This window comes from Pseudomonas sp. H1_A03, assembly GCF_054685145.1.
Map to the genome: position 1 here is coordinate 2,822,906 of NZ_CP162829.1, position 13,126 is coordinate 2,836,031.

The 13,126-nt window shown below is 59.0% G+C and carries 14 protein-coding genes and 1 tRNA gene; 7 read left to right on the forward strand and 8 right to left on the reverse strand.

Features of this window, described 5'->3' with window-relative positions; translation table 11 throughout:
• Positions 1 to 84 precede the first annotated feature (84 nt).
• From AB4O35_RS12995 to AB4O35_RS13005, 3 genes are all read left to right on the forward strand, one after another.
• Positions 85 to 1,248 (forward strand): MFS transporter, encoded by a 1,164-nt coding sequence (locus AB4O35_RS12995; RefSeq protein ID WP_065882075.1) that lies wholly within the window; start codon positions 85 to 87, stop codon positions 1,246 to 1,248.
• Complete coding sequence (locus AB4O35_RS13000; protein ID WP_065946172.1) at positions 1,245 to 2,435, forward strand: MFS transporter; 1,191 nt, start codon at positions 1,245 to 1,247, stop codon at positions 2,433 to 2,435. Before AB4O35_RS12995 ends, AB4O35_RS13000 begins: the two co-directional genes overlap by 4 nt.
• A gap of 323 nt (positions 2,436 to 2,758) precedes the next feature.
• Positions 2,759 to 2,998: a DUF6124 family protein gene (locus AB4O35_RS13005; protein ID WP_065882079.1), complete on the forward strand. Its 240-nt coding sequence runs from the start codon at positions 2,759 to 2,761 to the stop codon at positions 2,996 to 2,998.
• Between the two features lie 80 nt (positions 2,999 to 3,078).
• Here AB4O35_RS13005 and AB4O35_RS13010 read toward each other — a convergent pair whose 3' ends face one another.
• The 7 genes from AB4O35_RS13010 to AB4O35_RS13040 form a co-directional block, all read right to left on the reverse strand.
• Positions 3,079 to 3,384 carry a DUF6482 family protein gene (locus AB4O35_RS13010; RefSeq protein WP_065874727.1) on the reverse strand — a complete coding sequence of 102 codons (306 nt, stop codon included), beginning with the start codon at positions 3,382 to 3,384 and terminating at the stop codon, positions 3,079 to 3,081.
• A 23-nt stretch (positions 3,385 to 3,407) separates the two neighbouring features.
• A complete protein-coding gene (locus tag AB4O35_RS13015; protein WP_065882081.1) occupies positions 3,408 to 3,932 on the reverse strand; it encodes a DUF3833 domain-containing protein in 525 nt (174 codons plus the stop codon).
• Positions 3,933 to 4,129: 197 nt separating this feature from the next.
• A tRNA-Gly gene (locus tag AB4O35_RS13020) sits at positions 4,130 to 4,203 on the reverse strand.
• Between the two features lie 185 nt (positions 4,204 to 4,388).
• Entirely contained in the window at positions 4,389 to 5,273 is an 885-nt protein-coding gene (locus AB4O35_RS13025) for an alpha/beta fold hydrolase (protein ID WP_065874739.1), read from the reverse strand.
• Positions 5,274 to 5,578: 305 nt separating this feature from the next.
• Positions 5,579 to 6,271, reverse strand: a complete 693-nt coding sequence (locus tag AB4O35_RS13030; RefSeq protein WP_065874740.1) for a pseudouridine synthase — start codon at positions 6,269 to 6,271, stop codon at positions 5,579 to 5,581.
• Positions 6,271 to 6,483, reverse strand: a complete 213-nt coding sequence (locus tag AB4O35_RS13035) for a cysteine-rich CWC family protein (RefSeq protein WP_065874741.1) — start codon at positions 6,481 to 6,483, stop codon at positions 6,271 to 6,273. The genes AB4O35_RS13030 and AB4O35_RS13035 overlap by 1 nt, the downstream gene beginning before the upstream one ends.
• An 84-nt stretch (positions 6,484 to 6,567) precedes the next feature.
• Positions 6,568 to 8,190 (reverse strand): methyl-accepting chemotaxis protein, encoded by a 1,623-nt coding sequence (locus AB4O35_RS13040; protein ID WP_065874742.1) that lies wholly within the window; start codon positions 8,188 to 8,190, stop codon positions 6,568 to 6,570.
• A gap of 262 nt (positions 8,191 to 8,452) precedes the next feature.
• Between AB4O35_RS13040 and AB4O35_RS13045 the strand changes: the two genes are divergently transcribed.
• A complete protein-coding gene (locus tag AB4O35_RS13045; RefSeq protein ID WP_065882083.1) occupies positions 8,453 to 8,815 on the forward strand; it encodes a hypothetical protein in 363 nt (120 codons plus the stop codon).
• A gap of 55 nt (positions 8,816 to 8,870) precedes the next feature.
• Here AB4O35_RS13045 and AB4O35_RS13050 read toward each other — a convergent pair whose 3' ends face one another.
• Positions 8,871 to 9,983: an enoyl-CoA hydratase/isomerase family protein gene (locus AB4O35_RS13050; RefSeq protein WP_065882085.1), complete on the reverse strand. Its 1,113-nt coding sequence runs from the start codon at positions 9,981 to 9,983 to the stop codon at positions 8,871 to 8,873.
• Between the two features lie 135 nt (positions 9,984 to 10,118).
• Between AB4O35_RS13050 and ung the strand changes: the two genes are divergently transcribed.
• From ung to AB4O35_RS13065, 3 genes are all read left to right on the forward strand, one after another.
• Positions 10,119 to 10,811, forward strand: a complete 693-nt coding sequence (gene ung, locus AB4O35_RS13055) for a uracil-DNA glycosylase (protein ID WP_065874744.1) — start codon at positions 10,119 to 10,121, stop codon at positions 10,809 to 10,811.
• A gap of 237 nt (positions 10,812 to 11,048) precedes the next feature.
• The gene (locus tag AB4O35_RS13060) at positions 11,049 to 11,957 is read left to right on the forward strand and encodes a hypothetical protein (RefSeq protein WP_460149621.1); all 909 of its coding nucleotides are present in this window, start codon (positions 11,049 to 11,051) and stop codon (positions 11,955 to 11,957) included.
• Complete coding sequence (locus tag AB4O35_RS13065; RefSeq protein ID WP_460149622.1) at positions 11,902 to 12,942, forward strand: hypothetical protein; 1,041 nt, start codon at positions 11,902 to 11,904, stop codon at positions 12,940 to 12,942. The genes AB4O35_RS13060 and AB4O35_RS13065 overlap by 56 nt, the downstream gene beginning before the upstream one ends.
• The last annotated feature ends 184 nt before the right edge of the window (positions 12,943 to 13,126 follow it).

A 13,126-nucleotide genomic window follows, 5' to 3' on the forward strand; every position in this document is an offset into this window, starting at 1 on the left:
GTATCGATCGGTTCAGAAATCGGTATTGGTTTAAGACCCGCCGGCCATTCTATAAAGACCTCACAAAATAAAACGAGAGGTTTCATGAAACCGCGCCTGCATTGTGCCCGCCTTGCCCTGTTCCTGTGTGGCTGCGCGGCGTTCCTCAACCTCTATGCCACCCAGAGCATCCTGCAGACCTTTGCCGCGAACTTTCAGGTCAGCGCCAAGGCGGCGGGGTGGAGTATCACCGTGACGACGCTGGCCGTGGCGATCACTGCACCGTTTGTCAGCCGACTGACCGGGCGCTTTGAGCAACGCACGGTGATCAGCGTGGCGGCATTGCTGTTGGCGGTGCCGGCGCTGATGACCGCCTATGCCGACAGTTTTGCCGAAGTGCTCGTGTGGCGGTTTGTCGAAGGCATGTTGATCCCGGTGGTGTTTGCCACCAGCGTGGCTTACATCGGCGACCGCTGGAGTGGCGGCACGGTGACGGAGGTCACCAGCCTGTATGTGGCAGGCACCGTACTGGGTGGGTTCGCCGGGCGTTTTGTCACGGGTGTGATGACTGAATACGTGGGCTGGCGCGAAGCCTTTGAGTTGCTGGCGGTGCTGAGCCTGATGGTGGGTGGATTTATCCAGTTCTTGTTGCCGATCAATCGTGCGCGAACGGCGAAGGTTAAAACCTCTTTCTCAGCCGTTTTTCGCAAGCCTTTGCTGGCTGCTTACGCTGTAGGTTTTTGCGTGTTGTTCTCCCAAGTCGCAGCGTTTACCTACGCCGGTTTGTACCTCGGATTACCGCCATTCAACTTGGGGCCTGCGGCGTTGGGCACGCTTTACATCGTGTTCCTGCTGGCGCTGGTCGTGATCCCCGTCGCCGGTCGCCTCAGTAAAGCCCGACCTCACGCCGAACTGCTGTGCGTGGCTGCGGTGCTGGGCATCACCGGCTCAGCGCTGACGTTAGTGCCTTCCTTATGGTGCATCGTTGTGGGCCTGGCCCTCAGCTCCACCGGCGTATTCCTCGCCCAGGCAGCCGCCAACGCGTTCACCACCGCTACCGCCCGTGACAACAAAGCAGGCGCCGTGGGCGTGTACCTCACGTGTTATTACCTGGGCGGAAGTTGCGGTGCGATTATCCCGGCTTTGATCTGGGAACGCTGGGGCTGGGCCGGGTGCGTGGCGCTGATTATGACCTTCCAGGTGTTGACCTTGCTGATTGCCCTGACGGGTTGGAAGCCCCTTGAACCTGAACCGACTCCGACGCCATGAACGATACCGTCGAGGTGCCTGCTGCCGCATCATCAACCCGTCGTCGCACGCTGATCGCCGGCTGCGGTGCGCATGCCGTGCATGACGGCCTTACCGATGTCATCTACGTGTTGCTGCCGATCTGGCAGGCGCAGTTCGCGCTTTCCTACGCGCAAATCGGACTGTTACGCGGGGCCTATTCCGGGATGATGGCGGTGTTCCAGCTCATGGCCAGTCGCGCCGCGAAGCGCTGGGGGCGTGTACCGATGCTGGTGGGCGGCACCGCGCTCGCGGGCGTGGCTTACGTGTTGGTGGGCCAGGCCAGCGGACTGGCGATGTTACTGCTGGCGCTGCTGTTGGGTGGGTGTGGCGCCAGCACCCAACACCCGCTCGCCTCCTCTATGATCAGCGATGCCTACGAGGACGGTGGTGGGATCAAGCAGGCGCTGTCTCAATACAACTTCAGCGGCGATATCGGCAAAACCCTGATCCCCGGACTGGTGGGACTGCTGCTTACGGTGATCAGTTGGCGCGCGAGTGCCACGCTTCTGGGACTGCTGGGTTTGGCGGCGGCGGGGTTGTTGTGGTGGTTGATTCCTACACAAGTATCCGAATCTGACTCCACAAAAAAGACCAAACCCCACAGCGGAACCGGTTCCGTCATAGGCCTGCGCGCCCTGATTCTCACGGGCACCCTCGACAGCGCCGTGCGCATGGGTTTCCTCACGTTCCTGCCATTTGTGCTGCAAGCCAAGGGGGCTGGCACCGCCGGTATTGGCCTGGCCCTGACGCTGCTGTTTATCGGTGGCGCATTCGGCAAATTGCTCTGCGGTTATCTTGGTGCGCGCATCGGCATGATGAGGACGGTGTGGCTGACGGAGAGCAGCACCGCGTTGCTGATCATTGCCGCCGTGTATTTGCCACTGGCCGGGTTGATGGTGATGCTGCCGGTGCTGGGCCTGGTGCTCAATGGCACGTCCTCAGTGTTGTACGGCGCCGTGCCGGACCTGGCCGGCGCAGGGAAACGGGAGCAGGCATTTGCCGTGTTCTACACCGGCACGATTGGCGGCGGGGCACTGGCGCCGGTGGTGTTTGGTGGGGTGGGGGACGCATTGGGCGTGCCGGTGGCGATGATGGTCTTGGCGGGGGTGTTGATGGTGACGTTGCCGTTGGCGTGGGAGGTGCAGCGGGGGATGGTTGAGGAGTGATCAGTGCGATGTTGGGATGTGCTTTTGCAGCTTGCGCCATTGCCTACACAACGATCAGAATCGTCCGAGTTGTGCGCCTTGGTCGACCTCTTTAAGGTTCGTTTGCCGCTGCCCATCAGCGGTCGGGTTTAGTAGCTCGATTTGATCAACGGCGTATGGCTATACCAGCGTTCAGGCATCTTGGTGTCTGTTCTCAATGGTGGCTGTACGCAGGGCACTTTCGAGTGCGCCGGTTTCGTTGATCCGCCGGTCTACTAACCTGCATACAGCCGCCACCCATTGTTTAGTAGCTGTGGAAGGTGGTCCTTACCGAGGATCAACAGATGTGCAATGACCCCTGTGACCCCTCCGTAAAACTGTTCAGCGTCCGTCCCGACGTCAACACCGAAGCGTTACTCGCCAACGCCTATGAAACCATTGCCGGCGCGGGCGCCATGACCCATGAGTTCGCCGAAACCCTACCGTCCCAACAGCGCTACCTGGCCCTTGCGATTCAGCAAATGATCGAGTTGGGGCTGATGCTGGTGGAAGCGGCGCAGGACCGCGTGGATCAAGCCGCGTAAGGCCGTTCGCGCACTGCATAGGCTTGCCTTCCCAGGCCGCCCATACCAAGGGGGAGGGGAGCCAAAAAATGCATAGCGCTTTAAAGAGATGAGGCCAGCGAAAACGGAATGCGCAGCGCGCCGATCGGCCCTTCCCGAACACCGCACATTTCATCGTGCACGCACTGCTGTACCAGCACGCAGGGAAACGGCGGCACCCGTTGCAACAGGTCGCGCAAATGCGTGGTAGAGCCGATGCGCAGCGGCTTGGCGTCATCGCCCAGCAATGTCATTTCAGCGTCATCCAGCCTGACGCGCGCGATGTAGAAACCACCCTCCAGCGACAGTAACTCCAGCTCGCGAATTTCACCTTTTACCGCCAATTCAGTCAGCATGTGCATATTCATGATTGAGCCTCGCTGCGAGTTATTTATTGGCGACGAAAGAACAACGTGACCTGGCCCCATTCGACGCCGAACTTGGTCATGCTGGAGCGGTTGATCAAGGTGTCCTCGTCCATCAGGTACATCCAGTCATCAAAGCTCACCTCGTAGACCGAGCCGTCCACGGGCAGGTTGAGTCGGTAGCGCCAACGCAGTGCGTTACCCGCCACTTCGCCGATTGCCTCGCCGACCACATCACCTGCTCGGCCCCGCCAGCGCCCCGGGCCATCCGGTGTCAGCGTCCACACGCGTTGTTGACGCGTGCCATCGCTGTACAGGAAGCGCTCGTCGAGAATCAGGGCGTTCCCCTCGCGTCGGCTGGCTATGTTCACTTCAAAGCGCTTGGCGACCTCGCCGGAACGCTTTTGGAAAATCCCCCAAGCCTTGACGGGCTTGCTGAAAAAACGCTCCAAGTCCAGCTGCGGCTGCTGGTCAGCGTAGTGCTCGACCCCAACGTTGGCGCAACTGCTCAAACTCAATACCAGCCACAATGAAACCAGTAGACGAGTCATTGCCCGGCTCCGTGATCGCGCGCGGCGAATTGCCAGCGTGTTGAATAGATACTTGTACAGAAATATAGATTTGTACAGGTTTTCGCGACGGGAATAACGGATGCCTCAAATCGCAGCCATAAAAAAACCGGCCTCATAGGACCGGTTTTTTATACATTCCCGTCAATAACAGACCTGACGCGGAACGAGAATTTGAGTGGAGCGGGTAGAGGGAATCGAACCCTCGTCGGAAGCTTGGGAAGCTACTGTTCTACCATTAAACTATACCCGCTCAGAGCGGCTGACTTTGTACCAGATGTTCGCCTGGATTTGAAGTTTTTCTTCAAAAATGTGTGGGTTACCTGCGATACCGGCACCTCGGTGTGTCGATCACACTTAGTTGATGCTATCGCAGGCAAGCCAGCTCCCACACAAGCCCAGCTCCCACACCCGCTCGCGCCTCCAGTGGATCTCATTTCAGATCGCAAAGGCATGCTGCGTCTGGCCTTGGTGATACCGCAACCGGCTGACCTGCCGCTCAGGTTTCAGAAAGCCCACCACCGCATCCCGACTGTCGCGGCACGCCGCCTTGTGCTCCATATCCAGAAAATGCCCGGTCGCCTGAATGGTGCTGAAGCTGCTGTGAGCCACGTACTGACCAAACAGCTTGGCATCCTGGGCGCTGGTGTATTCGTCCCATTCGCCGTTCACAAACAACACGGGAACGGCGATTTGCCTGGCCGCTTTGACGTAACACTGCCGGTCACTGTTCAGCACGTGGCTGATGTGAAAGTGCATCTGCCCGTATTCATGCTCGGCCAGGTTGCTGACGTGTTTGTAGTTGAAGCGTTTGAACAGCGACGGCAGGTGTTTGCCGATGGTGCTGTTGACCAGATGGCCGACGCGGTCGCGGTCGAGGTTGCCGAGGTAGTCGACGCCGCGTTCAAGGTAGTCGCGCATGGGGGCGTTGATCACCGGCGAGAACGAACTGATCACGGCCTTTTCGACCCGACGAGGGCGATGGGCGAGGGCAACCAGCGCGGCGGCGCCGCCCCAGGAAAATGACAATACGTGTTCGGCGGCGAAGTGGTCGATAAGCTCCAACAGGATCTGGCCTTCGACTTCCTTTGTCAGCATCTGCTCATGGCGGTTATGGATTTTGGAGCGGCCAGCGTAGGGCTGGTCGTACAAAACCACATTGAATTGCGGGTACAGGCTTTTCACGGTTTGAGCGAAGGATGCCGTGGTGGCCATGGAGCCGTTGACCAGGATGATGGTCTTTTCAGCAGCGTCCGCGCGATAGAACTCCGTGTAAACCCGATACTGACCCTGTATATCCAACACAGCGATTTCTGGCCTCATGTCGTAAGACTCCTGGCAAGCGGGTAGGGCGCGCAGGTAACTCTGCACGAGCTATGTGACAGGTAGGCATACGCCTTGAAGTGGGAGGCCCATGTCGATCCGATGACGGCTGGCCGACGGGTGTTGTTATGGCGGGCTGTTTGCCGGGAAGGCCCGTAGATCAAGCGCGGGCGGGGCAATGTGTTTCTTGGAGGTTATAGGCGACTCGCCAGTCATATTTAAACTGGTGATCCTGATTCAAGCAGCAGAGATGCCAGCCCGCAAGGCGATGAGCCGATTTTTCGCCATCACCGGCCGAACGGTCGTCAGACTTGTCGGATTTCGTCGTCAGTCAGCGCCCGATACTGGCCCGGCGCAAGGGCCGCATCCAGCACCAAAGGGCCCATCCGCTCGCGATGCAGGTTGATCACTTTGTTATCAAAGTGCCCGAACATGCGCTTCACTTGGTGGTAGCGCCCTTCGATTATGCTGAGACGAGCGGTTCTCGGCCCTAGCAGTTCCAGCCCTGCGGGTTGCGTGGTCAGGTCTTCGAAAGCGAAATACAGGCCTTTGGCGAAGGTAATCGCGTACTCAGGGCTGATGTCTTGCTCGGTCTCCACCCGGTAGACCTTGGGCAACTTGGTCTGCGGTTGCGTCAGTCGGCGCGACCATTGGCCGTCGTTGGTGATCAGCATCAGCCCCGTAGTGTTGAAGTCCAGGCGGCCGGCGATGTGCAAGTCGGCTTTGTCGGGCTCATTCAATAAATCCAGGACGGTCGGGTGTTGCGGGTCTGCCGTGGCGCTCACACAACCCTGGGGCTTATGCAGCATGAAGTAGCGCGCGGGTTTACCCGCCTGGAGCACTTCATCGTCGACGCAGATGCGGCTGAATTCGCGCACCTCATGATGAGGATCGCTGACAGCCACGCCATCGACCGACACGCGCCGTTCAACCAAGAGCAAACGCACTTGCTGGCGATTGAAGCGCGGCAGGTTGCTGAGGAAACGATCAACCCGCATTACGTCGGCTCGGCCCCGCGCAATTGCTGATCTACCCTGGCACAGCGCGGGCACAGGCAGGCCTTGTTGCGCAATTCATCGGGCAGGGCCTGGAGCACGGCCGGGTCGATGGTGACGCTGTAGCACCAGCAGGCCTGGTCGACCGTACGTGGGTCAGCCAGGGTACAGTCGTTGCGGGCGCCGCAGGCAGGGCAGAGGGTTGGCGTGGTCATCGGCAGGTTCAGGCTGGATCGGGCAAGGTTCCGGACAATCCCGGGGGGCCTTGCACGATACAGGGCCGACCCCGCGCAGGCTACTTAGAGCTGGAACTTGCTGACCAGTGCATTGAAGGACGTGGCCAGGCGCGACAGGTCCTGGCTGGCGGCATTGGTCTGGTTGGCACCGGCGGCCGTCTGGGTGGACAGGTCCTGGATGTTCAGCAGGTTGCGGTCCACTTCGCGAGCCACTTGGGCCTGCTCCTCCGACGCGGAGGCGATCACCAGGTTGCGTTCATTGATCATCGACACACTGGCGGTGATGCGTTGCAGCGCTTCACCGGCGTTCTGTGCCAGGGTCTGGGTATTGTTGGCCCAGGTCAGGCTCTTGTTCATTGCCGCGACCGCACCATCAGCGCCGATTTGCACTTCGCCAATCATTTTTTCGATGTCGACGGTGGAGATCTGAGTGCGATGCGCCAGTGCACGCACCTCATCGGCGACCACTGCAAAACCGCGACCTTGCTCGCCCGCGCGGGCCGCTTCGATGGCGGCATTGAGGGCCAGCAGGTTGGTCTGGTCGGCGATGCCACGGATCACATCGATCACCTTGCCGATTTCCCGCACTTGCCCGGCGAGATCTGCGACCGATTGCGTGGAATCGTTGATTTCACTCACCATCGAACTCATGCCGGACACGGCCTGTTCGACTTGCTGGCGACCGTCCTCGGCCTCGGTGGTGGCCTGGCGCGAAGCCTCCGAGGTCGATACGGCGTTGCTCGCCACTTCGTCCACCGCAGCGGTCATCTGGTTCACCGCCGTAGCGGCCTGTTGGATTTCATCATTCTGACGGGTCAGACCACGGCTGCTTTCATCGGTGACCGCACTCAATTCTTCGGCGGCTGAAGCGAGCTGGTCGGAAGCGTTGGCGATTTCCACCAGGGTGCTCTTCAAACCGCCCTGCATATCCGCCAGTGCCATCAGCAATTGCCCGGCTTCGTCGGTGCGTTCGGTGAGGATGGCCTGGGTCAGGTCGCCCTTGGCAATGCGTTGTGCGCTTTCCACAGCCTGGGCGATAGGGCGGGTGATCAGGCGGGTGATCAACACGCCAATGGTGAGGGCAATGATGAAGGCCAGGACAATGCCACTGATCATCCACGCCAACGCACTGCCGCGCAGCTCATCGGCGGCGACGGCGCCTTCCTTGATCTGGCGGCTATTGGATTCGATCATCACGCGGATCAACTCGCGCGCCTGACGGAAGAGTTCGTTGTTGGCGGTGTTGAGCTGGGTGCGGGCCTGTTCGACCTGGCCGCTGTCGAGCAGCGCCATGATGCGTTCGGAGCTGCTGGTATAAGCGGGCCAAATCTGGTCGAGTTTGTCTCCCGCCGCCCGTTCGTCATCTTCCAGCGGTGTTGCGCGGTAGGTAGCGTAAGCCGCCTGGCTGCGCTTAAGTTCGTTGGCGATGTCCTGGCGCACGCGATCGCGGTCCTGGGCGGAGACGTCGCCTTTGCTTGCATCCATCAATCGGTACAGGCCCCGGTTATGCGCGACCAAGCCATTGAGGGTGGCCGCCGTGTTGCTGACGGACACCAGATTGTTGGAGAACGTCTGCTCCAATGCCGTGGCGAGGCGCACCACCCCTTTGATCCCCAGCAGGCCGACCCCGAGGGTGACCAGCGCACATAGAAGGAATGAAAGCAGCAGTTTGGTAGATATTTTCATGAGTCGAGTCCGGCCATAGTCGCGAAGGGCGCACGGTAGAGCCTGTCTGGTCTCGTGCGATGCCATAGTGACATCATCGCAATTGGCAAAGTTTCGGGCTAGCTAAATTTACTGAAACGTTAAAGTGCGCGCAGATGTATCAAGCTATTGCGGAAACGCACCAGATTCGGTTTTTGATGTCAGATATTTCGTCATTCAGTGAAAGCTGAATGCCGCCCTTCAGCGTCGCTGGAGGTGCTCTTCCGCGGTCCAGGAGGCCGCCATGTATCGACGACTGCTGCTCAGTGCTTTACTCGGTCTGACCCTTTCTGCCTGTGTGCCCTATTACGATGGAGGCCAGAGCTACTATCGATCCGAGGTCTACACCTCACCGGCGCCGGTGTACTACTACGGCGGTGGCGCGGCGTACCCTTACCGCCGTGACTACTACCCTTCGCCGCGTTATTACGCGCCACAACCGCGTTATTACTCGGCACCGCGTTATTACCAGCCAGCGCCGCGCTACTACGGGCCGCGTGCTGGCTACCGGCCTTATCCGAACCAGGGGTGGGGCGGCGATCGGTGGGGCAATGGCGGGCATGGACGCGGCTCCGACCATGGAGGTGGCCGCGGCGGTCACCGTTGACAGGCCAGTATTGCAAGCGGCGCATGAAGCGCCGCTTTTTTTTGGGCGCCAATAATCAGTAATCAGACAAGTCCGCCAACGGATGGCGGCCGTCCCACGCCTTGTTGAAATGCGCCTGCACCACCTTTTCTGGGACGGTATTGATATCGGGCCAATGCCAATGGGGCGTCTGGTCCTTGTCGATCAACCGTGCGCGTACCCCTTCGCTGAATTCGGGGTGACGGCAGCAATTGAGGCTCATGGTGTATTCCATCTGGAACACCTGGGCCAGCGACAGATGCCGGGCGCGCTCGATCTGCTCCCACACCAGGTGCGCGGTCAGTGGGCAGCCCTCGCTTAGCGTCTTGCCGGCACGGCTGAACAGTGGATCGGCGTGCTCACGCAGTTGGCTCAAGGCACGCCAGGCACACCGCACATCGCCTACGTCCAACCATTCGTCGATCTGCGCCCGCCGTGGCAGCCATTGCGCTTCGGGTTGTTGATCGACGGCTTCCTGGGCGAGCGACTTGAGCAGGCTATTGAGCTGCATCGAGGTCTGTTCCTGCCAGTTCAGTTGCAGCAGGCCATCGAGCAGTTCGTCTTGTTGATCATCGCGCAGGAAACGGTCGGCCAGGCCAAGGTCCAGGGCGTCGCGACCGTTGATATGTGCGCCGGTAAGGCCCAGGAACACACCGAGCTTGCCCGGCAGGCGCGACAGGAACCCGCTGGCGCCTACGTCCGGATACAAGCCGATACTGATCTCCGGCATCGCCAACCGGCTGCTCGGGGTGACGATACGCACCGACGCGCTTTGCAGCAGGCCCATGCCGCCACCCAGCACATAGCCGTGGCCCCAGCAAATAAGCGGTTTGGGGTAGGTGTGCAGGCGGTAGTCGAGGCGGTATTCCGCGGCGAAAAACTGCGCAGCCAGTGGCGGCACCTCGCCGGGATGTTCACGGCAGGCCTGGGCCAGGCTGCGTACTTCGCCTCCAGCGCAAAAGGCTTTGGGCCCATTGCCGCGCAACAGTACGCAGACGATATTCGGATCCTTGGCCCAGGCATCCAGGCGTTCGCCCAAGGCCAAAATCATCGACAGGGAGAGGGCATTAAGGGACTTTTCAGCATCGAGGCTGGCGATGCCGATGCGGGCACCGTCGCTGCCGGTCAGCTCTTCGAAGTGCAGGTTCATCGTGACCTCAATCGAGAAGGTGAAGGATCAGTATGATCGCTTCGCAGGAAAGTGCCGGTGGTGTGTCAGATCAATTGACAAGCGGAGTCGGCTTTCCTAGGGTTCGCCTCATTCTTTTATACAAGACCATTCAACATGACCGAAGACGACCGTATCAAACTCGAACCCAGCTGGAAACACGCCCTGCGCGAGGAGTTTGAGCAGCCGTATATGGCTCAGTTGCGTGAGTTCCTGCGTCAGGAACATGCCGCCGGCAAGGAGATCTACCCGCCCGGCCCGCTGATTTTCAACGCACTCAATTCCACGCCGCTGGACAAGGTAAAAGTGGTGATCCTCGGCCAGGACCCGTACCACGGCCCCGGCCAGGCTCATGGTTTGTGTTTCTCGGTGCAACCGGGCGTGCCGGCGCCGCCGTCGCTGGTGAATATCTATAAAGAGCTCAAGCGCGATCTGAACATCGACATCCCCAACCATGGCTACTTGCAAAGCTGGGCTGACCAGGGCGTGCTGATGCTCAACACCACCATGACCGTGGAGCGCGCCAACGCCAATGCGCATGCGGGCAAGGGCTGGCAGTTCTTTACTGACCGCATTATCGAAGTGGTCAGTGAGCATCAGCCGCACTTGGTGTTCCTGCTATGGGGGGCACATGCCCAGGGCAAGCAGAAGCTGATTGATGCCACCAAGCACCTGGTGCTGACCTCGGTGCACCCGTCGCCATTGTCGGCGTATCGCGGGTTTCTGGGTTGCGGGCATTTCAGCCGCACCAACAAGTTTCTTGAGCAGAATGGCGAGACGCCGATCAATTGGGTGTTGCCACCGCTCTGAGTCTCTTGGGGCGGCGGACTGCCGTTCATCGGTCACGGCTCGGACCTGTTATTTCTGACAGTATCCGGGCACTTTTTTTGCGCATTCAATAAGTATCCGGACCTGAGCGCGCTGATCGCCCGGGTCGATCCTCGATTGATTGCTCAAGGAGTGTGACCATGTCTGATTCGAACGAGCCCTCAGGCCGGCGGCGCCCCTCATTGGCCACGACCGGCCCCGAAGTGCAGATGCCCCTCGGTGCGCGATGACCCTGTGATACTTGAGCTGGACGCGCCTAACCCTACCCAGGCACTGGATTTAGAGTGGGACGAAGCGGCTCGGACCTTGCCGCTTGTACTCCATGATCAGGATCTGGAAGTCACGATTGCACGGGTCTGGCCGTTCAACCTCCATGAGGAGGACATGGTGACAACGGTGGAGTACCGTTGGGATGACGTACCTGTGCTTTCCTATCCTATTCAAGGTCCGTACAACCCTGACGACTACTTTCCGTTAGTGCAGTATTTATCCAAGTCGATCTTGTCGCCCGAGGGCATCCACCGGCTGACTTACAATGTCAGCGCGAGGTTGATTGGGCCGACCGACTCATTTCCAACTTTCGTTAATGTCGACAAAACCGCTCCGAATGGCGGCAACCCTGGCCCGGATGTGCAGGTGGATGACGAGGCTCGCCACAAGGTGACAGATGAGTATCTAGTGACGCACGCTGGCATACCTTTTTGGCTCGCGCGTTGGTTTGATATGCGTATTGGCGATTTGATCCACGTCTATTACGGAACACTTCCCGATGTAAGCCAGGCTGCCACCTTTTGCATTACGAGAGCGCACGTGCAAGGCGCCCCCATCGCGTTCACCGTTCCCGAGGCGCACGTGCGTGCCAGCGGTCGCGGTGACAGGTTCGTGTCCTGCCGGCTTGAGGATCGAGGCGGCAATGTGGGGCAGTTTTCTGATGCACTCAAGCTCGAGGTCTTCCCGGTTGTATTGCCGGACCTGCCTCGTCCTTTCATTGAGTTGGCTGAGCTGACAGGTGTAGTCCTCTTTGAAGATACCTGGCCGCCGAAGGCGCTGGCGGTCACCATCCCTCGGGTAGATGACGCAGAAGCAAGGGGACAAGATTTATACCTATTGGAACACTCATGCTCTTGAAGTCAAGACAGTTGGCGAAGTGCAGACATGGCCCATCCCCGTGCGTGTGCCGTGGGCCATTTTTGCTGCCGGTGGCTTCTTGGCGCGCTACCCAGTGCGTGTGCGTTATGTGTATGAGCGAGGTTCAGCCTCCAAGCCATCACCCGACAGCTTTTACGAAGTTGATGGAAGGGTAGCCGGTCCGGACCCCAGCGGGCCTGATCCAATCAATCGCAAGCTAGCCGTCCCCACTGTAAAGGGCAAGACCGGCGACAATGTGCTGACTTCCGTTGATAGCCCCGGGCCGGTGCCTGTTGAAGTGCGATTGTTTGAAAACCCGAAAGAAGGTGAAAGCCTTGAACTGTGTTGGAACAGCGACGACGTTATCGTCGCGGCCTATGACGTTCAGCCGGGTGACGTGGCCGGGAAGTTGATCACCCTTTGGGTGCTCTGGGCAGTGGCGTCGTCCGTCAACTTCGCTGAAGTCTATTACTGGACTGACAACGGCATAAACCGGCAGCGCAGCCCTTCGACACCTGTACGGGTGAACCTCGATACCCTGACCGGCCTGAAAAGTCCGGTATTATTGAATGACAGCGACGAGTTCTTTATTGCGTGCGGGACCAAGCCGGCACCTTATGAGGGGGTATTCATTGGCGTAGGCTGGGATTTTAATCATTTCGCCATCGATGATTACCTACATTTATATTGGACAAGTTACCCGTCGAAAAATGGCAGTGGTGAGCCTTTCAGTGGCACCGATGTGTTTTTTGAGCACCGCCTGACATTGGATGATCGTGACAGAGGCCAAGTCGAGATCCGCATCCAGCCATTCAGCCTGATCACATTGCCGGGCTTGGTGACGGATTTCGGCTCGGCGGTTGTGCGGTATCGTTTGTTCAAGGCAACAGGGGAGACCGGGTTGTCCTCCAGGAAACTTATATACGTCAATTTGAAAATACCGGGTGGTGGAACGTGCCTGGGACCGCATAGTGACGGCAATTAAAACGTTGACTCAATAAAAGAGGGCGAAAGCCCTCTTGTTTTTTTTGTGTGGAAACGGTGACACGATTTTTGCAGCGAAACGATTCTAAAATTTAAGGCGGTGTTTAGATTAACTGGCGTTAAAAGGATCTATTTTTCCACGGGTTTGCTATTAAGGAAGGTGTTTGTGCGCAGTGTTAGTTAGA